General features: G+C 62.5%; 28 protein-coding genes and 1 tRNA gene. 12 read left to right on the top strand and 17 right to left on the bottom strand.

What is annotated here, in order from left to right; all coding sequences use genetic code 11:
* Position 1: 1 nt before the first annotated feature.
* The 4 genes from HY696_07770 to HY696_07755 are packed head-to-tail and all read left to right on the top strand — an operon-like array spanning position 2 to position 3,865.
* On the top strand, positions 2-655 hold the full coding sequence (locus HY696_07770) for a hypothetical protein (protein ID MBI4238296.1): 654 nt from the start codon (positions 2-4) through the stop codon (positions 653-655).
* Positions 636-3,176: a DNA internalization-related competence protein ComEC/Rec2 gene (locus HY696_07765; GenBank protein ID MBI4238295.1), complete on the top strand. Its 2,541-nt coding sequence runs from the start codon at positions 636-638 to the stop codon at positions 3,174-3,176. Before HY696_07770 ends, HY696_07765 begins: the two co-directional genes overlap by 20 nt.
* 45 nt (positions 3,177-3,221) lie before the next feature.
* The gene (locus HY696_07760) at positions 3,222-3,626 is read left to right on the top strand and encodes a hypothetical protein (GenBank protein MBI4238294.1); all 405 of its coding nucleotides are present in this window, start codon (positions 3,222-3,224) and stop codon (positions 3,624-3,626) included.
* Positions 3,605-3,865: a hypothetical protein gene (locus tag HY696_07755; GenBank protein MBI4238293.1), complete on the top strand. Its 261-nt coding sequence runs from the start codon at positions 3,605-3,607 to the stop codon at positions 3,863-3,865. Before HY696_07760 ends, HY696_07755 begins: the two co-directional genes overlap by 22 nt.
* On the opposite strand, the gene HY696_07750 is transcribed toward HY696_07755, so the two are convergent.
* The 3 genes from HY696_07750 to HY696_07740 all read right to left on the bottom strand — a co-directional run bounded on the left by HY696_07750 (position 3,862) and on the right by HY696_07740 (position 5,870).
* Complete coding sequence (locus tag HY696_07750; protein ID MBI4238292.1) at positions 3,862-4,419, bottom strand: hypothetical protein; 558 nt, start codon at positions 4,417-4,419, stop codon at positions 3,862-3,864. The genes HY696_07755 and HY696_07750 overlap by 4 nt on opposite strands.
* Before the next feature lie 8 nt (positions 4,420-4,427).
* On the bottom strand, positions 4,428-4,766 hold the full coding sequence (locus tag HY696_07745) for a hypothetical protein (GenBank protein ID MBI4238291.1): 339 nt from the start codon (positions 4,764-4,766) through the stop codon (positions 4,428-4,430).
* An 84-nt stretch (positions 4,767-4,850) separates the two neighbouring features.
* Positions 4,851-5,870: a hypothetical protein gene (locus HY696_07740; protein MBI4238290.1), complete on the bottom strand. Its 1,020-nt coding sequence runs from the start codon at positions 5,868-5,870 to the stop codon at positions 4,851-4,853.
* Between the two features lie 174 nt (positions 5,871-6,044).
* Between HY696_07740 and folE the strand changes: the two genes are divergently transcribed.
* Complete coding sequence (gene folE, locus HY696_07735; GenBank protein MBI4238289.1) at positions 6,045-6,587, top strand: GTP cyclohydrolase I FolE; 543 nt, start codon at positions 6,045-6,047, stop codon at positions 6,585-6,587.
* On the opposite strand, the gene HY696_07730 is transcribed toward folE, so the two are convergent.
* From HY696_07730 to HY696_07705, 6 genes are all read right to left on the bottom strand, one after another.
* Positions 6,573-7,202 (bottom strand): hypothetical protein, encoded by a 630-nt coding sequence (locus HY696_07730; GenBank protein ID MBI4238288.1) that lies wholly within the window; start codon positions 7,200-7,202, stop codon positions 6,573-6,575. The two genes, folE and HY696_07730, sit on opposite strands and share 15 nt — an antisense overlap.
* Before the next feature lie 56 nt (positions 7,203-7,258).
* Positions 7,259-9,532 (bottom strand): hypothetical protein, encoded by a 2,274-nt coding sequence (locus HY696_07725; protein ID MBI4238287.1) that lies wholly within the window; start codon positions 9,530-9,532, stop codon positions 7,259-7,261.
* Between the two features lie 60 nt (positions 9,533-9,592).
* Complete coding sequence (locus HY696_07720; GenBank protein MBI4238286.1) at positions 9,593-10,732, bottom strand: hypothetical protein; 1,140 nt, start codon at positions 10,730-10,732, stop codon at positions 9,593-9,595.
* A 135-nt stretch (positions 10,733-10,867) separates the two neighbouring features.
* Entirely contained in the window at positions 10,868-11,257 is a 390-nt protein-coding gene (locus HY696_07715) for a PIN domain-containing protein (protein ID MBI4238285.1), read from the bottom strand.
* Positions 11,254-11,517, bottom strand: a complete 264-nt coding sequence (locus HY696_07710; protein ID MBI4238284.1) for a type II toxin-antitoxin system prevent-host-death family antitoxin — start codon at positions 11,515-11,517, stop codon at positions 11,254-11,256. The genes HY696_07715 and HY696_07710 overlap by 4 nt, the downstream gene beginning before the upstream one ends.
* Before the next feature lie 40 nt (positions 11,518-11,557).
* Positions 11,558-12,352, bottom strand: coding sequence for an EI24 domain-containing protein (locus HY696_07705; protein MBI4238283.1), 795 nt, complete (start codon positions 12,350-12,352; stop codon positions 11,558-11,560).
* Between the two features lie 30 nt (positions 12,353-12,382).
* Between HY696_07705 and xerD the strand changes: the two genes are divergently transcribed.
* A complete protein-coding gene (gene xerD / locus HY696_07700; protein ID MBI4238282.1) occupies positions 12,383-13,273 on the top strand; it encodes a site-specific tyrosine recombinase XerD in 891 nt (296 codons plus the stop codon).
* Positions 13,274-13,312: 39 nt separating this feature from the next.
* Positions 13,313-14,644: a tRNA (N6-isopentenyl adenosine(37)-C2)-methylthiotransferase MiaB gene (gene miaB, locus HY696_07695; protein ID MBI4238281.1), complete on the top strand. Its 1,332-nt coding sequence runs from the start codon at positions 13,313-13,315 to the stop codon at positions 14,642-14,644.
* 61 nt (positions 14,645-14,705) lie between these two features.
* On the opposite strand, the gene HY696_07690 is transcribed toward miaB, so the two are convergent.
* The 5 genes from HY696_07690 to HY696_07670 form a co-directional block, all read right to left on the bottom strand.
* Complete coding sequence (locus HY696_07690) at positions 14,706-14,993, bottom strand: DUF2442 domain-containing protein (GenBank protein MBI4238280.1); 288 nt, start codon at positions 14,991-14,993, stop codon at positions 14,706-14,708.
* A gap of 2 nt (positions 14,994-14,995) precedes the next feature.
* Positions 14,996-15,250, bottom strand: a complete 255-nt coding sequence (locus tag HY696_07685) for a DUF4160 domain-containing protein (protein ID MBI4238279.1) — start codon at positions 15,248-15,250, stop codon at positions 14,996-14,998.
* 24 nt (positions 15,251-15,274) lie between these two features.
* Positions 15,275-15,751 carry a hypothetical protein gene (locus tag HY696_07680; GenBank protein MBI4238278.1) on the bottom strand — a complete coding sequence of 159 codons (477 nt, stop codon included), beginning with the start codon at positions 15,749-15,751 and terminating at the stop codon, positions 15,275-15,277.
* Between the two features lie 33 nt (positions 15,752-15,784).
* Positions 15,785-16,240, bottom strand: a complete 456-nt coding sequence (locus HY696_07675; GenBank protein ID MBI4238277.1) for a hypothetical protein — start codon at positions 16,238-16,240, stop codon at positions 15,785-15,787.
* A 153-nt stretch (positions 16,241-16,393) separates the two neighbouring features.
* Entirely contained in the window at positions 16,394-16,813 is a 420-nt protein-coding gene (locus HY696_07670; protein MBI4238276.1) for a hypothetical protein, read from the bottom strand.
* 115 nt (positions 16,814-16,928) lie between these two features.
* Between HY696_07670 and meaB the strand changes: the two genes are divergently transcribed.
* Positions 16,929-18,002, top strand: coding sequence for a methylmalonyl Co-A mutase-associated GTPase MeaB (gene meaB / locus HY696_07665; protein MBI4238275.1), 1,074 nt, complete (start codon positions 16,929-16,931; stop codon positions 18,000-18,002).
* 143 nt (positions 18,003-18,145) lie between these two features.
* Entirely contained in the window at positions 18,146-19,180 is a 1,035-nt protein-coding gene (locus tag HY696_07660; GenBank protein MBI4238274.1) for a VCBS repeat-containing protein, read from the top strand.
* 68 nt (positions 19,181-19,248) lie between these two features.
* Here HY696_07660 and HY696_07655 read toward each other — a convergent pair whose 3' ends face one another.
* Positions 19,249-20,274 (bottom strand): 4-hydroxy-2-oxovalerate aldolase, encoded by a 1,026-nt coding sequence (locus HY696_07655; protein MBI4238273.1) that lies wholly within the window; start codon positions 20,272-20,274, stop codon positions 19,249-19,251.
* A 94-nt stretch (positions 20,275-20,368) separates the two neighbouring features.
* Here HY696_07655 and HY696_07650 point away from each other — a divergent pair, with 94 nt between their 5' ends.
* Together HY696_07650 and HY696_07645 are read left to right on the top strand one after the other, a co-directional pair.
* Positions 20,369-21,634 (top strand): DegT/DnrJ/EryC1/StrS family aminotransferase, encoded by a 1,266-nt coding sequence (locus HY696_07650; protein MBI4238272.1) that lies wholly within the window; start codon positions 20,369-20,371, stop codon positions 21,632-21,634.
* Complete coding sequence (locus HY696_07645) at positions 21,631-22,602, top strand: hypothetical protein (protein MBI4238271.1); 972 nt, start codon at positions 21,631-21,633, stop codon at positions 22,600-22,602. Before HY696_07650 ends, HY696_07645 begins: the two co-directional genes overlap by 4 nt.
* Before the next feature lie 342 nt (positions 22,603-22,944).
* Here HY696_07645 and HY696_07640 read toward each other — a convergent pair.
* Positions 22,945-23,017 (bottom strand) — tRNA-Met (locus tag HY696_07640).
* 71 nt (positions 23,018-23,088) lie between these two features.
* On the opposite strand from HY696_07640, the gene HY696_07635 reads away from it, so the two are divergent.
* On the top strand, positions 23,089-24,402 hold the full coding sequence (locus HY696_07635) for a protein phosphatase 2C domain-containing protein (GenBank protein MBI4238270.1): 1,314 nt from the start codon (positions 23,089-23,091) through the stop codon (positions 24,400-24,402).
* A 246-nt stretch (positions 24,403-24,648) separates the two neighbouring features.
* Here HY696_07635 and HY696_07630 read toward each other — a convergent pair.
* On the bottom strand, positions 24,649-25,083 hold a 435-nt coding region (locus tag HY696_07630; protein MBI4238269.1), incomplete at its 5' end, for a hypothetical protein.

Below are 25,083 nucleotides of genomic sequence, written 5' to 3'. Positions count from 1 at the left end.
CATGATCTCCAAACTCCGCGACTATCTGGAACGATGGCGCTTTGTGCGCGAGTTGCGGCGTGGCCGGGCCGGTGCCGCGCAGCCGCCGCCACTTGATTGGCGCGCCACCTATCAATCCGCTCCGGGAGAAACGTGGACCTTCGAGGGGGGCACAGTCCGCTTGAATGGAACGGATGTCTTGGATTTAGTCATCCCCGCCGCGACGGAAGTCAGTCATTGTTGCCAACTGATCGAATCGCTGGATGCCTATCGGACCTGGGCCTTCGAACGTCGCTGGTTGCGTTTCCCACGACTGGCGGAGGCGATCTCGGCCGCGCAAGGCCGACTGCTGCGGCAGTTGCATTGCTGTTATGACGATCGCGTCGCCGGGATTGCATTGGCGTGGGACGAGGCGGGGGAGCTGCTGATCAATCGGCTGCCGGTCCACACCGTGGTGGGACTCTACCGGCAGCGGCCGACGCCGAAAGGGCGCGCGTTCTTGCGGGGGTTGGCGGCAAAACTCGCCTTGATTCTGACGCGCCATGGGGATAGACCCGAGACCGCTGGTGTGGTGCAGGGGGTCAGCGCGGTCTATCATGAACTCTGTGGTCTGTTGGCCCGCGAGGCCGCTGATCCTCATTCTTGCCTCTCTGCTGGTGGGACTGGGCGCGAGTGAGCGTTTTTTCATTGTTCCGCCGTTTCTCTGTATTTTCGGTGTCCTGATCTTGCTCGGCGCGGCGTGGTGGCTGCGGGGGCGACGCGCCGTGGTGTGCGTCGCCGTGGCGGCGGCGTTGTTAGGTGTCGCTTTATTTGAGCACAGTGCTGCGCGTCCGCGATCTGCGGTCGATCTTCGGCATTTCATTCCGACCGAAACCGCCACGGTCTGCGCAGGAAGGGTGGCGGCGCGACCGCAGCAGACTTCGTTTGGTGTGCGGGTGCCGCTCACGTTGCAACATTGCTTGCATGACGGCGTGATGCAGCCGCGCGTCGGTCGCGTGGAATTGAGTGCGCCCGCGTGGCCGGCGGAGGCGCAGCCGGGCAGCATCGTCCGATTCCGCGCGAGTCTGCGGCCGCCGGTCACGTATCGGAATCCGGGCACCGAGACATTCGGCTGGCGCCGCTTGAGCGAGAGTGTCGTGGCCACGGGGCATGTCGAAGGGCCGGAATGGGTCGCCGTCGTGACGACTGCGCCACGTGGGCTGCGGGTCGGTGTGGAGTGGTGGTATCGGGCGACGGTCGCGCGGCTGGAGGCGTTGTCGGCGGAGGACCCGGCCGTTGCCGCGCTGTTGCAAGCGCTGCTGTTGGGGGAAGGCGGCGCGCTCGAGGCGGAGGTCTGGGACGGATTTAGGCGACTCGGGATTGTGCATCTGTTGGTCGTCTCCGGCCTCCATGTGAGTGTCGTCGCGGGGCTCTGTTGGTGGTTGGTGGCGTGGCTGTGGCGTCGTTCGACATGGCTGACGCTCCGCGTGCGGCCCGATCGCGTCGCGGCCGTCGCGGCGCTGCTCGGTGGCTGGGGCTTTACGGTCTTGGCGGGCTGCGGTCTGCCGGCCATTCGCGCCGCGTGGCTGACGACGATCTGGCTGTTGGCCGCCGTGCTGGATCGCCCGCGGGATCAGGCCACGGCGTTGGCGTTGGCCGCGATCCTGATCTTGGGCCTCTGGCCGCTCGCGTTGTGGTTGCCGAGCTTTCAGCTCACGTTTGCCGCCGTTGCCGGCCTGTTGCTGTGGGCCCCGTGGGTGGAGGGTGCACTGTGGCGCGGGGTGCGACGGCTTGGTGGGGTGCAATCGGCGGAGATGGTGTCGGTTACCGCCGCCTCATGGCGACAACAGTGCGGATGGCGGCTGGGACGTGCGCTCGTGCGACTCTGCGCGGCGTCGATTGCGGCCACGATCGGTGTGAGTCCGTTGGTGGCGTATCACTTCCACGTGACGTCGTTGCTTGGATTGCTCACCAACCTTCTGTTCGTCCCGTGGGTGACATTTGGCGTGTTGCCACTCGGACTGTTTTTCCTCTGCGTCGCGCCGTGGTGGGGGAGTGCCGCGGCCCTCTGCTGGTGGCCATTGGCCGGCGTGTCCCGCGTGTTTCTGGATGTGGTGACGCGGGCGGATCGCTACAGCGGGCCGTGGCAGTGGCACTTTACTCCACTGCTGCACGAAGTCGTGTGCTGGTACCTGTTGTGGTTGCTCCCGTTGGCGGGCGCTGCGTGGCCGCGTTGGCGCGCGCGGCGGCGTGTCGTCTGGGGCGCTGCAGCGGGTCTGGCGGTGTGCGGATTGCTGGGCTCGCTGGCCGCGCGCGACCGCTTGCCGGGACAACAGCCGCCGTTGCGGCTCACCGTGCTCGATGTCGGCCAAGGATTGGGCAGCGTGATCGAGTTCCCGAATCGCCGCGTCTACGTATTCGACGCCGGCGGCGTGGCGATGAATGCGCCCCGCGGCGTTACGCGGGGCCTCCATCCCCCCCTCCCTTTGGGGAGGGGGATGGGGGAGGGGGAGGCGTCACGAGGTCCATTCGATATCGGACGCTTCGTCGTCGCGCCGTTTCTCTATCGGCGACAAATCCGCCACGTCGATGCGATGTTCCTGTCGCATTATCATCCGGATCATTATGGCGGCTTGCCGTATTTGGCCGAGGCGTTCGGCGCGCGCCGGCTGTTCACCAATGGCTCGGGCCCGGAGCCGGGCGATCCGACCTGGCCGAGTGTCGCAGCACGCTTGACGGCCGCCGGCGTGGAGCGGGTCGATCTGCACGCCGACGCGGCGGAGTGGAACGAGGGCGAGGTCCGGCTGCGCGTGTTGCATCCGCCGGCCTTCGGAGTGGCGAGTCGCAACGAGAACGATCGCTCGTTGGTGCTGGAGTTGGAATATGGCGACGTGCGTATCTTGCTGCCCGGCGATGTCGAGGCCGAAGCGGAAGCATGGCTCGCGGCACAACAACGGTTGCGTCCGGTGGCCGTCGTCGTCGCGCCGCATCATGGCAGCGAGACGTCGTCCACGCCCGCATTCCTCGCGGCCCTCCGCCCGCGCTGGGCCATCATCCCGTGCGGCCGCTTCAACCGCTACCACTTCCCCCGCCCGCGCGTGTTGGCGGATTACGCGCGGCTGGGAACGCACGTCTATCGCACCGACCAACACGGCGCCGTGACCGTGGAAACGAACGGGCGGAGGGTGGAAGTTACCCCGTATCGCGTGGAGCGCTAAAGGATCGCGTCGCAAATCGCCTCGACAATCCCCGCTGACTACGCTGTGGACGCCAATGCGGCGGATCGGCTCGTAGCGGCCTTTCAAGACGATTTCTATATCGCTCCTGAAGCGGTAGCGGAGGCGATTGTCTGTCGGAGTCTCTTCAACGTTATTCATAACGAAACTGTGATCAAAGTAGATTTGATCCTTCTCCCAGCGACCCCGTTTCATCATTCTGCCTTCGCTCGTCGCACGACGATCGATCTTGATGGACATCTACTCCAATTGATTGCCGCAGAGGACCTTATCCTCGCCAAGCTGCAGTGGGCGAAGCGAACCGAGTCGGAACTCCAATTGCGCGACGTGAAAAATCTCCTTGCGCATGGCACACAACTGGACCGAGAATACCTGCACCGATGGATCCCCGTACTCCAACTCGAGACATTATGGGCCCGGATGGATTCGTGAGCGACACGACGCACGACACTACGGCAGCCTTGCACCGAATGTATGCCGCGCGCAGTCCGGTCGAGCGTCTCAAAATGGGGTGTGCTCTCTATGATGCCGCGCTGCAGATGGTCCGCGCGTCGCTCAAGGAAGAGTCCAGCAACCCCGCAGCCCTATTCCTCCGCCTCCACGGACCGGACTTCGATTCCGCAACCCGGGCCCGCATTGTGCGTCATCTGCAAAAGATGGCGCGCGGTTAACGATCCGGAGCGTAGTCCAATGACTCGGCGAGTTGTTGCAGCGCTGTCGGCGCAGGCCGGCGGCAGTGGGTGGCGGTTTTTGGGGCGAGGCGTGGGACGGACGTGCGATCGATGTCGCCGCGCACACTGACGAACGGGCCGGTCTGGTGGGTGGACGCGCGATAGAACCAATCCGTGCCCAGATATTCTCGCGTATTCCAAAAGGCCGTAGTGCCGAACGTGGCGTTGCGGAGTTGTTTGGTCGGCTCGATGTTGTGGCCGGCCGCATCTTGAATGATCATATCGCCGATGCCGCCGCCGGCCACTTCCGTGACAATGCACGCATGTTGCGGGCCGACGTAGAGGATCGCGTACGAGACGTCCGGCGTGTCGCGGAAATCCGGATCGACATAGACGCCATGCACACGAAACCCTGACGGCAGTGTACGCGGGGCAACGATCTTCAAACGGGCCGAGCGGAGTGTGGCCAACTGTTGCGACGAGAAGATCGACGCTTCACCAGCACTCGCCAGGCCAGCCAGTAGGCACACGACGAGCGCGCAGAATGGGAGCATGCGAGGTCTCATTCGTCGCGCTCCCACGCGACGACGTGCCAGCCGCCCGGGACGTGCTTTTCCAGTGCGACGCGGGCGCGCATGCCTTGGCCGTCTTGTTGGTGCAGCGCGGTGGTGAGGATCAGGTAGTGCTTATGGACTTCCTCGATCCCTTGCACCTCCGCGCTAGTGACCGGCGCGCGGCCGAGGCTGCTCTCCGGGAATTTCTTCGCATAGCGTTGGAAATGTTTCGTGATGATCCGCTGCGCCACCGCCGGTTTCGGTTGGCGTCCGCTGCAGCCGAGCGTGGCGCCGAGCAGGACCGCGAGGAGTACATAGTTGATACGGTGCAGAGTCATTTTGCGCATGCCGCGCCCCTAACACGGGCGCTCGAGGACGACAAGGATGCACGAAAAGAAGTGTGGCGCAGGAAAAAAGGCTTGGGCGGGAGACTATAACGACGCCCAAATCGCATCGCGATCCTCGGCGGCGAGGCCATAGCGCGTGGCCAACCACTCTCGTGTGATCTCCCGGAGTTCGTCGCTGCTGATGTCCGCAAAGAAGGCCTTGAAGCTTGCCAGGACCGACGCGGTCAGCCGGACTGTGTCGCGGTCGGCAGATCGCTCACAGGTGCGGTCGTGGATCGCAAACAGGTCTCGGAGACTGGCCATCTGCAAAGAGAGATTCGGAAGATTGAAGTCCCTTCCTTCCGTCACGATCCGTTGGGAGATACGCAGACACTCGGCATACCCAGCCAAAATGGCCAGCTCTGCGCCATAACGGGATTCAAAGGTCCGCAACCGATCGGTCAGCAAGCGCGCTTGGGGCGAGATGTCGGCCGCTGCGCGACAATCCGCGTCATTCCCAGTGTCCAGACAGGCAAACAACTGCTCGGTCTCGGCGGCAATCGTTGCGGGATAGAGGGTCAGTGCGGAAATGGTTTCCAAGGGGATCCGCCGATACGTCCCTAACCCATCGGTGACAACCAGCACCATCCGCTCAACGGGCATCCGGGGTTTCAATGCTGTCATGCCGGAAGCCGTCAGCAATTCAGCCTTTGGGCCAAAATTGACCGTGACGGAATTCAGCACCCAAGGGTTGCCATCAATGTCGACCCAGTCGCCTAAATGCACTCCGGGATCGTCCGGTTGGCGATACCATGGAATCTTGCGCAGGTCGGGACGTGCGATATCGTTGAGTTCAAAAAAACAACGCCCGGTGTCGTAATCGACACGCGCTCCGTCGCTCGGGCGCATGTGTACCCAAATGGAGGGGTCGTACAATCGCCGATAGGGCGTGCTCCTGATCTCTTCGCGTGCCCCATCCCCATTCAGATCGAGATGGCTATAGATCTCCTGCTGCTCATAATCCTGGAGGCAGATTGGGGCATCGGATTCCGGTCGGCAGCCAAACCCGGATGGATCGGTGGGAAGGATGGATGCAATGGCAGAGGGGATACGAGAGGTGACCATATATGGCAGATCCTTTCTATCCCCCGGCCCGAGCTCATATTCTACGGGCCTTGGCAAGACAAGGCCTATCATCGTGGCTGTGCGCGGAAGAAGTGAAGACGGGATCGGCTGCACCGCATCACATATCAGCGCCGTATTGACAGGGCTCGGCACGGGTCCTATAGGGCCGGCACGATGCAAGAGCTGATTCGACGCCTGTTGGCGGAGTTAGGAGAAGACCCGACACGAGAGGGACTGCAAAAGACCCCGGAGCGGGTGGCGCGTGCGTTGACCTTTCTGACCGATGGGGCGCGGCAAGATCCGGCGGCGTTGCTACGCGCGGCGATGTTCCAGGAAGACTACGACGAAATGGTCGTGGTACGGGACATCCCGTTTTATAGCCTCTGCGAGCATCATTTGTTGCCGTTTTTCGGGCAGGCCCATGTGGCGTACCTGCCGCAAGGGCGATTGGTGGGACTGTCGAAAATTCCACGCGTCGTGGATTGTTTCGCGCGACGGCTACAAGTGCAGGAACGGCTGACGCAGCAGATCGCGCAGACGATGCAAGAGGTGCTGACCCCGCGCGGCGTGGCCGTCGTGTTGGAGGCGCAGCATTTGTGCATGCAGATGCGCGGTATTCAAAAGAGCGGCGCCGTGATGACGACCTCGGCGATGCTCGGCGATTTCCGCGCCGAAGGCTCCGCGCGCGGAGAATTCCTCGGATTAGTCGGGAAGTGATTCGCGTCCGCACGTCCGCACGGTTTTCTCATAATGCTGATAATAAATCGTGCGACCGAGACGTTGCCATTTCGTGGCGAAATACGTGGCGAAGGCGCTGGCGTCGTGGGTGACCCACGACGTCACGTGGCGATTACGCAACTGCGGTGTGTCTGCGGCCAGGCGGGCGACCGTTTGGGCGTAGGCGTGGTCGTCGGTGGTGATGAACAGCTCGCCCTGCGGGGCGAGAGACGCTGCGCACAGTGTGAGAAAATCGGGCTGCAATAAACGGTTGCGGGCGTGTTTCCGTTTCGGCCACGGGTCCGGAAAATTGATGTAGATCGTCGCGCACGGATACGCCTGCGCCAACAGCGGCAATGTGCGCCGGGCGTTGCCGCGATACAGCGAGACGTTGCCGTGGCGGGCGCAGCGGTGCTGTTGTTGGATAAAGCGCTGCCAACAAAGTTCGATGCCGATCAGATGGCGGTCGGGATGCGCCGTAGCGAGCCGATCCAGAAATGCGCCATTCCCTGGCCCGATCTCCAGCAGTACCAGCCCCGGCGGCGGTGCGGCCGCGGCGGCGCAACAGACCGGATGACACCAATGCGGTTGTGGCTCGTGTCGCGGCGCAATCATCGTCTGGGGGGACGTAGCGTGAGGGCGCACGGCATTGCAACGCCTTTCCGGAGACGCTATGGCGTGATGGTGACGCGGCATTCGACGACGTTGCTTTGGTTGCCGGCCGCATCGGTCAGGAAATAGGTCAGATTGGCAGTGATCGGATCTTCCACGGAACCGCGATAGCTGACGGTGCCGGTATACGTCCCGGAGGTCCCGGTCATCCGCGTGCTGACATCGGCGCTGGCCGTGGCGTTGGCGAGGCTGGAGTTGAGCGTCTCGGTCAGGGTTTGGATGTCGCCGTCCGCGTCGCTGTAGCCGAGTGTCAGCGAACCGGCTTCGTTGGCGCGGATGCTGGAGGGGCACGACACAATGCTCACGGTCGGGCTGGAGGTCGTGACCGGGCCGACGCTGTAAGTTAATGTGACGGTATCGGTGGTCGTGTTGCTGATCACCACATGCGCGATCGTACTACTCTTGCCCCATTCTTCAATCACGGCCTTGCCCGCGGCCAGTGTCACGGCGCCGGCCGTGCCGCGCACCGTCGCGCGGATCGCTTCGTTGCTGCTGCCGATGGCCTTACTGCCGCTCAATTCGGTCAACGCGATTTGTAAGCTGCGATCTTCCGTCGTGGCCTCGCCGGCGGCGACGCTGAGCACGCGCGACGCGAACGGCGGGATATCGGCGAAACTCCCGGTCGCAGCGGCCTCGTTGTTCTTGATCTGGGTCGGCGTGTACGTGACGCTGGCGATAGCGCTGGCGGCGAAGAGGGCGGCGTTCAATGACGCCGTGGCCGGATCGCCGCTGCGCAACACGGCAGCGGCCGGATGATCGTACGCGCGATCCAGCGCGAACTGCGCATAGAGCGTCGCCAAATCGTCGCCGAGCGCGCTGTCGAGGGCGGTGGAGAGATCGGTATAGAGGATCGTATTGGTGAGGCGGCCGCTCATGTCCCAGCCCCAAATGGTCGAGAAACCGGCGGCGCTGGCGCGTGGGTTCAGCGCCTCGTAGAGGGCGTCGAACGTGTCTGCGAGATAGGAAAGATCGCCGCCGTTGAATCGGTTCGCGAGATACGCAAAGAAATCTTGATTCCCGTACGCCTCGCTGTGCGTAATTTTGCCGACATTCACTCGGTTGGAGAGCAGATGTGTTTCCGTCGCGTGGGCGCTGCGCACTGAGGCGCCGGCGATCGTGCTCCATCGGGCCGACGTGGTGTCGATCAGGCCGGCCGCGAAGCTGACGCCCATCGTGGATCCCAGCGTCGTGGCAGTCCCTTCTTTGATGCCTTTCGCGAGATCGCCGATCACGAGATCGTATCCGGCAAAGATCGCGTGAGCCATCTCGTGGGCCACGGCGTCGAGCGCGGAGCCGAGCGGATCGGTGGCCTTGTCCGCCACTTCACTGCTGCCGATGTAGAGGACACCGAACGGATTGGGGCCGTAATTGTGCCATGGGGGGGTGAAGCGCGAGCGGCCGTCGATGATGATGTTGTAGAACGGCGTGTCGGTCCCGGTGCAAAAGTGTTTGCGGGCTTCGCGTCCGAGCGAGTTGTAGACGGCCAGATTAGGCGCGCGGAAGTTGCCGTCCTGGTACAGCAAACCGGCGACATACGCGGCCTTCGAGACCTGTTCCTGCAGAAACGTATTCATTTGATTCGCGGTCAGCGTGTTGGCCGCGACCCCTTGTGCCGTGGCAATCGTGGTGCGCAGCGTGGCGTCATGGGAGTTGTAGACGACGCACCACTGGTTCTGGGGCCAGTTGCCGAACACGCTGGGCTGGGCCGTGAGTTTGCCAGGCGCGGGGAGACTCTCTGCAGCGGCCGGCGGTGTATAGATGATCGACTCGATGTTCGGATTGTAGACGACGACCCATTTACTGTTGGCGGGGAGACCGGTCGTGTCGAGCGTCAACGCGCTGTCGCCGACCGTGCCGAACACGGAGAGGAGGGTCTCGTTGTCGGGGTTCACGATGTTGGCGTAAATATGGGCGTCGTCGAAGTGCGCGGCAGGGACGCTGCTGCCGTCGAACGGGATCGAGAGTGTGAACGTGCCGTTGGCCTCGACGGCGGTATTGTCGGTCGTATTGAGCGTGATCGTGTAGGCCGTCGGCGACAGCAACGTCTCATCGCTTTCGACGGCATCGGTCGTCGTGTCCGACGTTCCGAGCGTGGGGCTCGCGTTTTGACAACTACTCAGGCTGCCGTCCGGGATCGTCAGCGTGAATCCGGCGGTTTCGCCGCTAAAAGCGGACACCCCGGTGCACGACGCAGTGCTGCTGTCGTCGTCGCCACCCCCGCAGGCCGCGAGCCAAAGGAGTGCCACGCATCCCCAGCGTGTGTGATTTCGCATGAATTCCCCCAGTGCCAATTATTGTAGCCGGTCAGGGGCGCTGAGGGAATCGGGATGAAATTACCGGAGATCGGGTGTGCGGGGGCCGAGGCAGGCGTCGATCGGGCCGAGTTGCATCGCGCGGCGGAAGAAGTGGCGACTGCCGAAGCCGATAGCTTCGCAAACGTATTCCGTGCCGTGCAGCACGCCGCCGGCCCAGGCCACCGGTGCCAGCAAGCGCGAGAGCCATTGGTTGCTGCGAAGATAGCGGCGTCCAGTGCGGGTGCGGAGGTCATGCGGCAAACGGGTCTGGACATAGGTCGCAATCGCCTCGAGGTGTGCGATGTTCCGATTCCCGCCAATCAAGAAAATCAATTTCGCTCCGGCATCGCGGACGGCGGCGGGGATTTCGTGTTCCGGTGTGTGGTTGCGGAGGTGCGCGGCCACGGTGTCATAGGTTGGTCGATATGCGGCGAGGCTGTCGGCGTCGATCGCTGCGACGGCGCGTGCCAGGTCCTGAAACGTGCACGTCGCTCGAACGCGGGCGAAGTGCAAGACGTGAGTCAGTTCGTGCGCCATGACTTCGGTGTCGCGGCCGCCGAACACCACACCCTCGAAGGGAGCAAATACGCCGCCGGCACTCCGCACGCCGTGAATGGCGTGATCGGCGATGCGGATCCAGCCAATCTGCTCCAGCAGCGCATTGGAATGGTCCGCGAGTTGGAAAAAATGTTGCAGCGTCGCGTCCTGACGGATCGTCGTGGTGAGTCCGTCAATGAGGCGGCGGCAGCCGGCGTGTCGCCATTGGGCGGATTCCAAGGTCGGTAGCGTGCGCAAATCGACGTAGTGGCTGAAGCCGGTGAGCGACGGAGTGGGGTGCTGCCTGAATGGCGTGATGGGGAGCGACTCGGCCAGCCGGAGTGCGGCCGCGCCGAGAAGAAAAGTGATTGCACCTGCGACGAGGCCGTTACCGAGGACGCATTCATTGAGTGTGCCGGCGGTAGTACACATCGCGGCCACGAGCCGTGCGCGTGGTCGACTGCAAAAGAATGCGGGGAGCAGTGCGCCGGCGGTCGCAAACAGGAGGCTTGGAGGCAGCGGCGCCAGGCCTACGGCGGCCATCGTTTGCGCTGACGGGCGCGCAGCACATGGTTCGGCCAGCGGCGGCAGATGAATCCGGATCGGCGCAGTACGATGTGAAGGGCGCAGCGTGCGATGCATACGGAGGCATTATCGGTGCGAGGCGGGAAAAGTTGCCTGAGCTGGTCTGACTTCCATATTTTCCCCTCGCCCCGACGGGGAGAGGGTGGCGCGCAGCGCCGGGTGAGGGCTGAGTCGACCGGATGCCTTTTGACCCTATGCGACCGCCAACCCCAGTCGCACGGCGAGGCGGCGTTGTGGTTGATCGTTGGTGAGGAATACGAGTTCCGAGCGGTCCGGATCCAGATACAGCGCGGTGGCTAAATGGCAAGCGTCGGCGCCGCGGCAATAGCCGCAGGCAAAGATTTCGCTATACTCAGGCCGTAGTGAACGCTCCGGGATGCAGAGCGCGACGCTTTCCAGAATTTCAGTCGCCAAGGCGAACGGTTGTTGTTCCCGCGTGACGGTGGCATATATTTCGGCTTCGGTTAGGGCCGCGCTGACGACTCGATCGGCGTCGGTTAGGCGGCGTTGCTGCCGCTTCCAGCCGGCCTCACGAAAAAGAATCCCCACGAGGACCGATGAATCGACGTAGTACGCGATCATTCCCGTTCCTCAAAAAATCGCTTCAGTGCTCCGGGTTTTCGAGGACCGGGGCGGGCAGCGCGGGCGGCGCGTGGCAGCAGATGGCCGCTGGCCGTTAATCGGTCCAGTCGTTCGGTAAGTGATTCGTTTGATTGGTATGGTACGAGTCTGGCGACGGGACGGCCGTGTTCCGTAATGACCAATTCACTCCCCGTTTTCACGCGGCGCAACAGCGCGCTGAACTGCGTCTTAGTTTCATAAATGGAATACGTATTGCTCATCGCATGCGCAGTGTGACAAATATGACCAAATGAGTCAAATTTATTTTTCTTCCGTAGTAGCTGCCGATCCCAACGTCCCATACAACAACGTCCCGCTGACGACCAGTGCCGGGGTGCCGAGGAGCAGGTAGCCGGGGAGCCAGAAGACGATACCGAGGCCGAGCAGGGACAACGCGTGACGGCGCGCGAACTTGAGGCGCGTCCGGAATGGGAGATAGCGATAACTTTGCGGGTAATCGACGAACGCGAAGCCGGTGGCCCACGTGGTCCAGAGGGCGGAGAGTGTCGTGCCGAGGATCGTGCCGATCAGTGGAATGAAGTGCAGCGGCAGAATCAGTAGCGGGACGCCGAGCAGCAGCAGGGCCTTGCCGCATTCGACGCGGATCGAGCGCCAGGCATTGGGGAGCACGGCGCGCCAAACGAGTGGCGCTTCGGGACGGCCGGTCGCCAAGTGCTCGGTCTTTTCGGCCAGGATCTCGTTGAGCGGCGCGGCGCAGAGCGAGCCGACCAGATAGGCTGCGAGGATCAGCAAGAAAAGCGTGATGCCGCTGGTCAGCAGGAAAAGGATCCAATGAGCGATTGCATACAAGTACTGCACGAGATAGCCCCACGTCGTTGGCCCCGGGCCTGTCGCGAGCTGCGGCAACCACGACTGCACCGCCGCAGTGAACTCGCTGCGATGGGTTATAAAAATAGTCAACGCCGCCACGAGACACAGACACTGCACGCAGAACGGGGCAACGGCCCAAGGCCAGAGCGTGCGGTGGCGGCGGAGGAAACGCCATCCCGCGCCGTGGATGCGCAATCCGATGCGGAGCTGTTGCAGCGTGGACATGCGGCAGCCCCTAACATACAATGCCGCCGCGTGGACACCCTGATCGATCGCTTCTTGTTGCACTTGCAAGTGGAGCGTCGCCTGTCGCCGCATACATTGGAGGCGTACAGCCGCGATCTGCGCGCGTGTCACGAAAGCTTACGCCGGCAACGTGTTGCGACCGTCACGAATCTCGGCCCGCACCATATCCGCCAATTTCTCGCCGACTGTTTCGACCGAGGACTCAACGCGCGTTCGATCGCGCGCACGCTCACAGCGATCCGTTCGTGGTGCAAGTTCTTGGTGAAAGAGCGACAGTTGGAAAAAAACCCCACTGAATTAATCGAACCTCCGAAGATGTTGCAGCGACTTCCTCGCACTATCAGTATCGCACAAGTGGACCAATTACTCGCGGCACCGCCGACGGAGGCGAAAGCCGCCGCGCTGCGGGACTATGCCGTCCTCCAGCTGCTGTACGCCACCGGAATGCGTATTTCGGAGGTCTGCGGATTGATGCTGCCGCAACTCAATCTGGATGGCGGCTATCTGCGCGCGTTCGGCAAGGGGAGCAAGGAACGCGTGGTGCCGATGGGGAGTGTCGCGTTGCGGGCGCTGCAACAGTATCTCACTACGGCGCGGCCGATGCTGCTGCACGGACGGGAGAGTGACGTGGTCTTCCTTTCGCAGCGCGGACGCCGCTTGGCGCGCCAAGATGGATGGCGCGTGATCAAACGCGCGTTGCGACGGGCTGGCTTGCAAGTCAACGTGACGCCGCATACGTTGCGCCACTCATTCGCCACCCACTTAGTGGAACGTGGCGCGGACCTCCGCTCCGTCCAAACGATGCTCGGCCACGCCGATATCGCCACGACGCAGATCTACACCCACGTCAGCCGGACACACTTAGAGGAACTGATTCGCAAGTTTCATCCGCGCGGGTGACTTGACCCCACGCCCGTTCGCCTGCTACGTCCCGCGGCCATGCGCCGCTTCTATATTAAAACGTATGGCTGTCAGATGAACGAGCACGATTCGCGGAAGATCGCGGGGCTGCTGGCCGTGCGCGGTTTGCAACCGACGGACGCGATGGCGGACGCGGACCTGATCCTCTTCAACACCTGCACCATCCGCGAGAAGGCGGAACATAAGGCGATGAGCGAGATCGGCCGGGCGGCGGAACTGAAGGCCGCGCGGCCGGAATTAGTCGTCGGGGTCTGCGGTTGTGTGGCGCAGCAGGAAAAAGAATTATTGTTCGACCGCTTTCCGCTGCTGGATCTGCTGTTCGGTCCCGACCAGATCCCCGCGTTGCCGCGCTTGCTCGACGCATTGGAACAAGAGCGTCGGCACGTCAGCGCGCTCGAGATTGTGAACGACGTCGACGAATATCAATTCCTGAATCTCACGCCGTGGGCCGATGGCGTCGTGTCGCCGGCCGCAGCGTTCGTCACGATTATGAAAGGGTGCGACAGCAACTGCGCGTATTGCATCGTGCCGCAAGTGCGCGGCCGCGAGGTCTGTCGACCCGCGGATGATATCGTTTCCGAAGTGCAGGGCTTGGTCGAACGTGGTGTAAGAGAGGTGACGCTGCTGGGCCAGACCGTCAACACCTATGGCAATCGCCGCCACGCCGGCGTGATCCCGTTCGCCGCGTTGTTACAGCGGATCGCTGTCGAAACGGCGATTCAACGCATTCGTTTTACCAGTCCGCATCCGAAAGACGTGAACGATAGCCTGCTGGCCGCGTATCGGGACAACGCGAAACTCTGCCGCCATATTCACCTCCCGGTCCAATCCGGTGCGGACGTCGTGCTGCGGCGGATGCGCCGTGCTTACACGCGCGCGCAGTATTTGGAAAAAGTCGCCGCGTTGCGCGGCGCCGCTCCCGATTTGGCGATTACGACCGACATGATTGTCGGCTTTCCTGGCGAGACCGATGCCGACTTTGCGGAGACGCTGTCGCTGGTTGAAACGGTCCAATTCGACGGCCTCTTCGCGTTCAAATATTCCCCGCGTCCCGGGACCGAATCGTTCGCGCGCCTTCCCGACGACGTCCCGCCCGCAACGAAAGACGAGCGCTTGCAACGCCTCTTCGCGCTGAATGAAGCGATCGTCACGCGCCGTTATGCCGCGCACATCGGCACGACGCGCGACGTCTTGATCGAATCGCGCGATGAGGGTGACGGCCGCTGGCGAGGCCGCACGACGCATCATATGATTGTGCACTTTATCGGAACGGAGTGCGTGCTCGGCGACATCGTGCCGGTCCACATCACCGACGCCGGCGGCTATTCATTGCGGGGGGAAAAGCGGTGACTGGTGGCTGTGGAATGGTTCCCGCGCTAGTGAAAGGTTGCACGCAAGACAAGCGGGGAGATTACGTGGAGCGCCACGTTTTGACCCGCTCGATCAATAGGGGGCGAGATTGCGGCCAATCGTGCAACACGGCGGGATCGAAATCTGCGCCATTGGGCCACACCACGGTGTGGACTTCCGGGTCAACGCGAACTTGCGTAAATAATTGTATATCGCGCAGCGGACCATACAGTTCGCCGTACAAGACGTCGCTCAGATCGACGACCTGCTCCGTCTGATCGTCAAAACGGACGCGCAAACTATACGGCAACAGCACGTCGACGGAGTGTATTTTGTATAGCGGATGCATCGTTACTCCAATGGGCGAATCGGGACCGGTTTGCGCCCCTGTTGCAATAAATCCCAATCTTTTTTCAGTTCCTCTTGGTGCAATTCCGCCCATGCCTCAATAAATCGCTGTTGCCGACGTGGCAACGTCCCGGCGAGCAATTCAATCGGCTCAATCGCAAAAACGGCCACCTCATCGCCATAGTAGGCATGGAAATGTGGTGTTTGATGGGGCTCTCCCAGTTGAAGCGCGGTAGCGCGGAAACCATCCCCAGTCACCAGCCACGAGTCACCAGTCACCCATTAAGCAACCGGTTCCCCATAGAAGCGCTGCTGTAACGCATTTCGCGCGGCGAGGGCTTCATTGGCGGACTCGACCGTCGTCTCGGCGTAGAGCGGTTGTTTCTTGATCTCCAGCTCCTTGTGCAACGTCGAGAGCTCGCCGGCCAGTTCCAGCTTTGCCGTTTCGGCCGTGTAGACGCTGGTTTGCGCGTCCTTGGCCTGTTTGAATTGGAAGTCTTGAACTTCTTCCGCCTTCGCCATCTTGAAGTCCGCGAGTTGTTCTTGCAATTCCGCGATCCGCTCCTGATATTTCATCTGCCAGATACTGCCGAGCAGTCCCATCACGTTGGAAACCGCGCCGCCGATCGCGTTGGCCATGCCTACGCCGCTGAGACCGCTGGAGGTTCCCGCCGAAGACGGCGCGCTCGATGTCGCTAACTCAGCCGCCATGCGTGCACTTTCCATCTCCGGCTCTCGATAGGTATTGACTGGTGCCATAATCTTCTCCTTCTCGTTCGCGAGTGATCTTCGTTACACCGTCACCGGACCGACCGGGCGGCCGTAGAAGCGGGGCCGCAGGAAGGTCTGCGTGAGCGACTGGTTCTTTGCGATCTGGACCTGCGCCTGACTGATTTCCTTCACCTTGACGATCTCCACTTCTTTGGCGTCCTTGGACAGCTGACCTTTCAGCTCCAGCGCCTTGGTCGCTAAGTTGTACTGAAACTCCTGACCCGTCTTGGCCAAGTAGTACTGGTCGCCTTCCGCCTTTTCGGCCAACGTCATCTTCCGTCCGTCGAGGTCGATTTGATGATCGACTAAATCTTGCTGGATCGTCGTGGCCCAGATATCCTTCGCGACGTTCCAACCGGTAATCAATCCCTCACCCAATGCGTCGACCCACTGCAAGCTCTGGTCGCCCAACAACCAGTTCTTGATCGCGCCTTTGGTCTCGGGATCATCGCCGAGCGAGTCGAGGTATTTGTTCATGTCAAATGTCCCCTTGAACTGCACCCCACCTTCAGCGCCGATGCCGCCAAAGGCGCCCTGTTTGGCGACTTTTCCCCATACTAGTGGGTTTGATTGTGGCTGGCCTATTCTGCTACCCATAATCGTTTCTCCTTTGTGTGTCGTGTTGCCGTGTTAATGCGCCTTTGTGCCGTAATTGCGCGGACTCAATCCCCCCCCGGGGGCCCTAAATGTCTGTGCCAATTTCGAACCGTCTTGCGTCGCGACATCCGCCACCCGCGCGGTTGCAGGACGAAACGGCTTGTACTTGCCGGCGAACTTCTTCGGATTCTTTTCCGCCGTGCGCAGTTCACTGGAGACGCCCGCTTTCTCGTCCAGCATCCGCAAGATCCCGCGCGTGGCTGCTAATCGGTTCCGTGTCGCGGCCTCGGCCGTGTTGGCCTTCTCCAAATTGGCCTGTTTGCTGATCTGATCTTCTTGCTTCGCCTCTTGGGCCTCGGCGCGATCCTCGGCCTCTTCCGTCTTCACGATGGTGTAGACGGTCGTAGCGACGGTAGCGATGGTTGCGATAGCTGCGGCGACGTAGCCAATCATATCTGTTTCCTTTCTCCGAGGTCCCCTTCACCCATGTTATCGGAACGCTCGGGACGCGAAGTTGCGTGCCAAGACACAGTGGACTGTGGGGGCCATTTCCGGTAGGGAGCTGCGGATGGCCAAGCGGCGGGAGGAAAACCCGAACCAATCCGGTGGTATTCGTGCCCTCGCGCGGCTGCTGACCCAGATCGAAAACCGCGATCCGGCAGCGTTGGTCGAACTGAGCCAACTGGAGTCCGCCACCGATACGGCCTACCGCCTCGGCGTGACCGGTCCCCCGGGGAGCGGCAAATCGACGCTGGTCGATCAACTGATCCGGCGGTTGCGGGAACAAGGGGAACGCGTCGCGGTCGTAGCCGTGGATCCCTCCAGTCCCTTCAGCGGTGGCGCGGTGCTCGGCGATCGAGTGCGCATGCAGGCCCACGCCGCCGATGACGGCGTCTTTATTCGTTCGCTCGGGAGTCGCGGGGCCCATGGCGGTCTCTCCGCCGCGACGCGCGCCATGACCCGCGCACTGGCCGCGCATGGATTTCGCTGGATCATCATCGAGACGGTCGGTGTCGGACAGACTGAATGCGACATCATGGAACTCGCCGACACCACGCTGGTCGTGCTGGTCCCGGAGGCGGGGGATGTGGTCCAGACGCTGAAGGCCGGACTGCTCGAAGTCGCGGATCTCTTCGTCGTGAACAAAGGCGATCGTCCCGGCGCCACGCAAATGGCGAATGCATTAACGGCCATGGTGGAGTTAGGGCGCTTCGAGAGCGGCACGAAGACGTTGCAGCACGATGCCGCGCACCACATCACGGAAACCGCAACGACGCCGGAGTCGTCCACCGCGGCCCGCTGGCGAGTGCCCGTGTTGCAGACGACAGCGACGACCGGAGACGGCGCGGCGGAATTATTGACCGCAATTCGGCGACACGCGGCGTGGGTGGGGCAAGACGCGGCACACGATGCCCGACAACGGGCCGTGCGACGGCGGGAGTTGTTGGACTTGTGCGCGGAGGCGTGGCGGGTGCGTTTTGACGCGCAGCTTGCGGCGTCGGCGGAGCTCCGGCAATTAGTCGAGGCCGTGGAACGCGGCGAGTTGAATCCCTATGCGGTGGTGGCCTCACTATGTGAGGCGACCATGGCTTCGGCGGGTGCTGCAACGTCCTCTCTCCCGTTGGGGAGAGAGACAGAGTGAGGGGGAGTCGATCCAGTAGGTATTCCCAGGCAGAGGGTTCTCCCCCTCACCCTGACCCTCTCCCCAACGGGGAGAGGGGACACAACAGAGGGGGTGTGGTGCTTTTGAGGAAGATTTTCCTACTTGGAGTGTTCTGGGTATTGATGATCCCTCATCGGGGGCATTGTGCGTCGGCTCGCACGCTGGTGGAACTCCCCGAAGCCGTCGTGAGTGTGGCCGTGGAAGGGGATCGGTGGCTCGTCGTTGGCGAACAACAGTTGCATTGGTATCGGATGCAGGCGGGGCGGTTGCAAGACAATGGCACGTGGACGATCCCGGCCGGACTCACCGCGCTGCGTGGCGATTGGTACGACGTCACTGGCGATGGACAGCCGGAAGCCCTGATCACCGCGCGGCGCGAGCGGCTTTTGTCGTCGTTCATCCTGACGCAGGATGGTGCCGGCACGTGGCGTCCGCTAGCCACCGGACTTGGATGGTATTTGCGCGTCCTTCCTGCCACGCCGCACACCGCAGCAGCGCTATTGGGCCAACAGCAGAACGACTACCGCCCCTTTGCCGGTCCGGTGTTGCGACTGCATTGGCGGGATCGAGGACTCCATGCCGATGGCGTCTGGCCACTCCCGCGCGGGACCGCGATTTATCACTTTATTCCACTGAATCACGATGCGGTCTGGGTCGCGGCCACAAACGGACCGACCCGTCAATGGCGCCGTGACGAGCGCGGCCGCTGGACGCTCCACGGTCGCCTCGCAGCGCGGTTGCGCGGGATCAGCGGCGTGGCGCTGCCGGCGCCGGCACGCGAATTCGGCGGCGGCAGTACGCCGGCCGTCGTCGCGTTGCCGTTATTGCCGCTGCTCGATGGCGCCGTGGCCTATGTGCCGGTCCAACGGATGGTATTGAACGGCGTGGTCGGTCGTGCGGTGACCACGTCCGGCTGGGAACTCATGCGGACGTCGATCGGTCCGGAGTCGGAGGCCGCACCGCCCACAGTGCATTACAGCGGGCATGGTCAGTTACAACAACTCGTGCCGACGGCGGGAGGACTCGCTGCGGTGATCCAATTCGGTCGCGAAGAATGGCTAAGCACGGACGCAGTGCGGAGTGCGATTATTCTTGTGAGGAGTATCCGTCATCCCGCGCCAAGCGAGGGGTCTCGTGCACAGCATACGGCGCGGTGATTCTCTTGATGCTTCCCGCCAGAGGCGGGCGCGGCGCCTGTGGCTCAGGATGACACCGTTTGCATGGTCTACGCGTTCTCTGGCCGTGGAATCCCCAACTTCGTAAACACGGCATCGACATCGCCGCCGAAGTGGCGGACGGCGGCGGCGATCGTCGGCATGCCCACTTCGACGCCGTCCACGGCATTCCCGAAGAACGTGATCAGTTCCGGCAGCTCGATCCCGAGCGCGTCTGCGATCCGGGCATAGAATGGCATCGGGTACAAATCGATCCGCGCCGCTGCGGTCAGCAGATCCAGCGCGCCGACGCCGGTGGCCGCGGCGGCAAAGAGCGCGGCGTGCGCCTCCGCAATGCGTAGCACCGGCGCCAAATGAATTTCCGGTACCAACCCGCGCCGTTGCAGTAGCACGACCAATGTTTCGAGTTGCGTGTTGCCCGCGCCGCGCCCGAGGCCGCGAATCGACGCGTCGACCACATCGGCGCCGGCCTCCACTGCGGCCAATGTATTGGCGATCGCCAGACCTAGATTGTTGTGACCATGAAATCCGACGCGGAGCGCCAATTTCGCCTTCAGCAGCGCCACGATGTCGCCGAGCGGTCCCGGTTCGAACGCCCCGGCCGTGTCGACAATATATACCGTGGAGGCCCCGAGGCCTTCGACGGTGCGCGCGGCCTCGAGCAGCTGCTGTGGCGTGCGCCGGACCGAGCGCATCATTTGAAACCAGACGTCCAAGCCGCGTTGTCGGCAATACGCGACGACCGGCGCGGCGAGTCGCACGTGGTCGGCGTTCGCGGCGACACGAATGAAGTCGAGTTGGTCGCGCACCCGATCGATATCGGCCAGACGCGTGGGCGGCGCCGGACCGGCCAATACGCCGAGCTTTGCATGTTGCACGGCGTTGCGGGCGGCCGTGACATATTCCAAGTCGGAAGCCGCAGCCGGAATCTGCAAATTCTCGCGCGCGCCCAATCCGCAGCCATGCCCGACTTCGATCCACGGCACTCCAGCCGTGTCGAGCGCGCCGACGATCTGGGCCACTTGATCCGGCGTATATTGATAGTTGATCGCGTAACTCCCGTCACGTATGGTCACATCGAGGATGTCGAGGGGGCGCGTCACGCGACTATTAGCGTAGCAAAGGCGCGCCGAAAGACCAAGGGCGAAGGCGCCGGAACGGGGGAAGCTGATGGCACGCGAGTATCCGCTGAATGCGATCGATTTCGCAATGGCACCGGAATCGTTGCAAGCGTGGTGGCCGACCGCGCGGGCCGCAGCGCTTCACGATGGTTCAATGGAACGGCATGAACTGTTGGCCGTGCTGGATGCGTTGTTGCAAACCGACGATCCGGCGCAGTTTCAATATTTCGTCAAGCAGCAAGGACCGGTGCATCGGTTGCAACAGGAATTTCTGCAATGGTTGGCGCCGCGCCACGCGATCAGTCATCGCTTCTTTCAACAGCTCTCCGATCCATGGAACGGCCAACTCCCGCTCTCCGCAGTGGCCGTGGCCAATGCGACGGGGGGTCTGTTAGTCTCGCTGCAGGCGAATCAGGTCGCCGGCGGAGAAGTGATCGTGCCGTCGCTGAATTATCCGGCCATGCCGAACACCGTGCTGATGGCCGGTGCGGTTCCGCACTTCGTCGACGTCGATCCGGACACGCTGCAACTCGACGCCGCGGCGGTTGAACGGGCCTTGAGCCCGCAGACGCGCGCGATCGTGTTCGTGCATATGAATCAGTTCGGCGATCTCGAACCGTTGTATCGCGTGTTGGCCAAACACGGACGGGACCTTCCCGTGATCCAAGACGCCTCGTTGGCGCTCGGGTCGGTGCGGCATCGCGTGCCGCTCGGCGTGTTCAATCTCGGCACCGGCGGTACGACGGTGTTTTCGTTTGCGACCACCAAGACGATCACCGGCTTAGGTGGGGGGATGATCGTGACGCATACCGCAGCGATGGCGGAGCGACTGATGACGTTGGCCAGCCACGGCCTGCGCGCCGCGGCGGGAATCGAAGTCGAAGAAGTGGGGACCAATTTTCGGATGCCCGATCTGACCGCCATTCTGGTGCGGGTCCAATTGCAACGCAGCGCCGCACTGCTGGCGCGGCGTCGCCAAATCCGTGCGTGGTATCTGGACGCGTTATCGCAAGTACCGGATGTCGTGGTCCCACGCGTCGAGGATGATGCCGTGATGGGACATTTCGTAATCCGCTGTCCGCGACGGGATGCGATCATCGGACCGCTGCGCCACCGCTTCCACATCGAAACCGGTCTGTGGCCCGCGCATCATATGCAGCCGCTCTATCAACGGTATCCAGGCGGCGGCGCCGGGAAGCTCCCGATCACCGAACAACTGGCGCGCGAATTTTTATTTCTCCCGTTCCATAGTCGGCTGCAACAAGACGACGTGACGTATATTGGCCAGTCGTTGGCGGAGGTGTTGCGGGGATGACGACGATTGCGTGTTACTTTCCGATGCCGCGACCGGAGTGGGCGGTGCCGGAGTCGGTATGGACGGGTCTGCAGCGGCAATTTACTACGGTGCAGTGGTGTGTCGCGGCCGCGCCGCAGCAGCTGCGCGAGACGTTGGCGAAAGCCCAGGTCCTGTTTGCGCCGCTGCTGACCGCCGAGATGCTAGCAGCAGCACCGGAGCTGCAATGGTATCATTCATCTTCCATTCAGTTCGGCGACTTCGTCGAAGACAGTGTGTTTGAGAGCGAAGTGATCCTGACCAACTCGCGCGGCGTCCACGCGGAACCGGTGGCCGACGCGGTGTTCGGCGCGCTGCTGCAACTGTCGACCGGTGCCACGACGACGGAGAATTTAGCGCTACGACCGGAAGAGGGGCCGCAGTTCTATTTACAAGGGCCGCGCTATCCGCTGGCCGGACGGACGATGGCGATCGTCGGCTTAGGCGGCAACGGCTGCGCCGTTGCGCGTCGCGCGCGGGCCTGCGGGATGCGCGTGCTCGGGATCAAACGGCAGCCCAATGTGGGTGGCTGCGCCGACGTGGAAGCGGTTTATCCGCCGAGTGCGCTGGCGGAGGTCGCGCGCCAAGCGGACGTGTTAGTCGTTACCGCACCGAAGACGCGGGAGACCGTTGGATTGATCGATGCCACGCTGCTGCGCCTGTTGCCGCAACGTGCAATCGTCATTAATACCGGACGCCCCGAGATCCTGGTCGAGGCCGCCGTATTGGCCGCGCTGGATGCCGGACACTTGAGCGGCGTCGGCGTGGACGACGTCGTCCCACGCACCAGTCCGTTGTTGCGCCACGCCCGCGTCGTCGTGACGCCCCATATGAGCCCCGCCTGTGCCGGTTGCTGGGACCGCATCTTCGCGCTATTTGCCGCACAGCTGCGCCGCTATTTGAATGGCGAGCCACTGCACAACCTGATGGATCGAAACTTCCGCTACTGACTCCTATCTTCATCTGAATGGGGACAGGTACCTTCAAATCCAGATTTGATGCGGATTTGAAGGTACCTGTCCCCACTGGAAGCGATTAGCGGTGGGGCTAGTGGCGTGTCGGCTAACGCACTAAATCGTGTTATGCGGCGGCGTGGGGATCGCTAGAAGGCCGCTAGAACCGCGCGGCACAGGCGGGCCGGGTCCTGATACCCCTGAAAATCGTGAAAAAAACGTAATGAAATCAACCGATGGCTCGGAAGCTGCTGCTGTGTCGAAATAATGACGAATGGTTTCACTGAACTACGAGAGGACGAAATTGTCTAGGCGGCTGTTCGCAGCGCGACCTTGGTGTGGCGACGGGTAGAATCGAACTACCGACCTAGGGGTTATGAATCCCTCGCTCTAACCACTGAGCTACGTCGCCGGACTTTGGGGGCGTTTAGCGGGTCTCTGTTTTTTCCGCAACAATTCCGTGCGGCCGCCGAAGAGTAGCGCATGCAGACTCGCCTGGCCTATTTCCAGCAGGCTTTGCGGCAATCCCCGGTTGTGGCGCGGATCTCTGCGTTGCCGTTACGCGAACAGCCGCTTCACCCGGGTGCCACGCCGTGTGAGGCGTTGCGGGAGTGCGTGGCGTTCGATTTTGTGGGACCCCATGCTTTGGGGGCCGCGATCGGGGGTGGAGGCGAGGGCGGGCTCCTTGCCGCGCGCCTGGCCGGAATGACGCTGCACGGTGCCCCTTACAAGGGGCGTAACGAAGACAGCATCGGCGCAGCGTTGCTCTATCCGGTGGATCCTTGTCGGCCACCGATCACGCTGCTGGCCGTGGCCGACGGCGTGGGCCGCAGTCCTGCCCCACACGTAGCCAGCCGCACGGCCATTCAATCTCTGCTCACAGCGGTTGGTTTTCACTATGAAGGGCGTGGCATTGATGACGTCGTCCGTTCCGCGCGCCGTGCGTTTGTCGTGTCTCGCGCAGTTTTTGCGCAATGCCTGGCGCCCATGAGTGCCACCACGCTGTTGATCGCGATCTCCCAAGGGACGCGCGGTATTTTTCTGCATCTCGGCGATTCGCAAGGCGCGGCAATCCCGTGTTCGGCCACCACTGGGTTGGGGACGGAGCCAGCGATTGTGACGCGACCACATCATCATTGGATTGTGCAGGACGCCGCCGTGCGTAGGGGAAAGCCGCTGCGCGAGGCAGAGTGGCTGCGTGGTCCGTTGCAGCGGCATCGTTTAGATTTTCTGTTGGAACGTTCGCTCGGCGCTATCGAAATGACGCAGGGAGCGCATGTGGTGGAGGAAACGCGCTTTGCTCTGCCACACACTGGAGGGTGGCTCCTGTGCGGGAGCGACGGTTTGACGGGGAATATCGGTATCGGCAATACGCTCGACTTGTTCGAACAGTATCCCATGCAAATGGATATCGTCGTTGGTCGCTTACTGGGCCGTGTGATCCGCCGCATGCCGGCGACAGTGCATGGCGCCGGACGGTCGTTGCTGTTGATGACGTCGCAACGGCAGGCCGTGCGCGAGCGCGCAGTGACGGGGGATCATATCAGCGCGTTTGCGCAATATGTGCCGGATGCGACGCAGACCGACGAGGCTCGAGCGCAAGCGCGGCATCGCGTCGCCACGCTGCTGGCGGAACGCATGCATGTCGGCGTTTGTGCTGCGCGTGCGCTGCTGCGTCCCGATGCCGCTCCGGAACGCTACCTCGACGCCGCCGACTGGCTCAACATCCAACGCGGCTGGGACGCGACCGCCATTGCCAACGGCCTGCGCTGTTTTGGGGTGGTGGGAGAGGGCTAAAGTGATTCTGTGCACTCGGGCGCCGCGCTGCTAGGCCTCATTGATACATGTCACAAGTAGACATATTTCCGGTCACCGATTTCATAAAAGAGGACGGCGTCTTTGGTCTTCCACTTGACCTGGATTGCCCCGAACGTGATCGCCGCAGATTGTAAAACTCAAAAAGAACCCGCCAGACGGAGCTCCACGATCGGAACGGAACGCGCTGCGCTGCAGGGCCACGGCCAGAATGCGCAACCGGGCGCTTCAGGAAAAATCATCGCCATCGTCGGCCTGCTCTGCCCACATGGCCATCGCCGCCTCCAATCTACCGCTCGCCATGAGCGCCACTTTCGCCATTCCGTAGTCTAAGTCGCCACTGTCCAGCATGTGATTAATGAGCGAGTCGCGATTTTTCTTAAGGGCGGTCCGGGCCACCGAGTCGGTCAGGGCCTTGATCGCACGGTCGAGGGCCGTGAGCACGGCGGGGAGGGCCGCGACGACGGTCGTGCCGTAGTCCAAGTCGCCACTGGCCAGCATGTGGTGGATGATCGAGCCGCGATTTTTCTGGAGGGTGGTCTGGACCGCGGGGTCGGTCAGGGCCGTGATCGCCGCGTCGAGGGCCGTGAGTTTGGTGGGGAGGGCCGCGACGACGGTCGTGCCGTAGTCCAAGTTGCCACTGTCCAGCATGTGACTGATGAT

Source organism: Deltaproteobacteria bacterium (genome assembly GCA_016210045.1).
Taxonomy (GTDB): domain Bacteria; phylum UBA10199; class UBA10199.
Note: the sequence above shows the minus strand (reverse complement) of the source record. Positions and strands in the feature narration are given on the sequence as shown.

Bases quoted from the DNA above. Each gene is read 5' to 3' on its own strand.
- HY696_07770 (MBI4238296.1), top strand. From the start codon at position 2: ATGATCTCCAAACTCCGCGACTATCTGGAACGATGGCGCTTTGTGCGC.
- HY696_07755 (MBI4238293.1), top strand. From the start codon at position 3,605: ATGGGCCCGGATGGATTCGTGAGCGACACGACGCACGACACTACGGCA.
- HY696_07750 (MBI4238292.1), bottom strand. From the start codon at position 4,419: ATGCTCCCATTCTGCGCGCTCGTCGTGTGCCTACTGGCTGGCCTGGCG.
- HY696_07745 (MBI4238291.1), bottom strand. From the start codon at position 4,766: ATGCGCAAAATGACTCTGCACCGTATCAACTATGTACTCCTCGCGGTC.
- HY696_07740 (MBI4238290.1), bottom strand. From the start codon at position 5,870: ATGGTCACCTCTCGTATCCCCTCTGCCATTGCATCCATCCTTCCCACC.
- folE (MBI4238289.1), top strand. From the start codon at position 6,045: ATGCAAGAGCTGATTCGACGCCTGTTGGCGGAGTTAGGAGAAGACCCG.
- HY696_07730 (MBI4238288.1), bottom strand. From the start codon at position 7,202: ATGATTGCGCCGCGACACGAGCCACAACCGCATTGGTGTCATCCGGTC.
- HY696_07725 (MBI4238287.1), bottom strand. From the start codon at position 9,532: ATGCGAAATCACACACGCTGGGGATGCGTGGCACTCCTTTGGCTCGCG.
- HY696_07720 (MBI4238286.1), bottom strand. From the start codon at position 10,732: ATGCATCGCACGCTGCGCCCTTCACATCGTACTGCGCCGATCCGGATT.
- HY696_07715 (MBI4238285.1), bottom strand. From the start codon at position 11,257: ATGATCGCGTACTACGTCGATTCATCGGTCCTCGTGGGGATTCTTTTT.
- HY696_07710 (MBI4238284.1), bottom strand. From the start codon at position 11,517: ATGAGCAATACGTATTCCATTTATGAAACTAAGACGCAGTTCAGCGCG.
- HY696_07705 (MBI4238283.1), bottom strand. From the start codon at position 12,352: ATGTCCACGCTGCAACAGCTCCGCATCGGATTGCGCATCCACGGCGCG.
- miaB (MBI4238281.1), top strand. From the start codon at position 13,313: ATGCGCCGCTTCTATATTAAAACGTATGGCTGTCAGATGAACGAGCAC.
- HY696_07690 (MBI4238280.1), bottom strand. From the start codon at position 14,993: ATGCATCCGCTATACAAAATACACTCCGTCGACGTGCTGTTGCCGTAT.
- HY696_07680 (MBI4238278.1), bottom strand. From the start codon at position 15,751: ATGGCACCAGTCAATACCTATCGAGAGCCGGAGATGGAAAGTGCACGC.
- HY696_07675 (MBI4238277.1), bottom strand. From the start codon at position 16,240: ATGAACAAATACCTCGACTCGCTCGGCGATGATCCCGAGACCAAAGGC.
- HY696_07670 (MBI4238276.1), bottom strand. From the start codon at position 16,813: ATGATTGGCTACGTCGCCGCAGCTATCGCAACCATCGCTACCGTCGCT.
- meaB (MBI4238275.1), top strand. From the start codon at position 16,929: ATGGCCAAGCGGCGGGAGGAAAACCCGAACCAATCCGGTGGTATTCGT.
- HY696_07660 (MBI4238274.1), top strand. From the start codon at position 18,146: ATGATCCCTCATCGGGGGCATTGTGCGTCGGCTCGCACGCTGGTGGAA.
- HY696_07650 (MBI4238272.1), top strand. From the start codon at position 20,369: ATGGCACGCGAGTATCCGCTGAATGCGATCGATTTCGCAATGGCACCG.
- HY696_07645 (MBI4238271.1), top strand. From the start codon at position 21,631: ATGACGACGATTGCGTGTTACTTTCCGATGCCGCGACCGGAGTGGGCG.
- HY696_07635 (MBI4238270.1), top strand. From the start codon at position 23,089: ATGCAGACTCGCCTGGCCTATTTCCAGCAGGCTTTGCGGCAATCCCCG.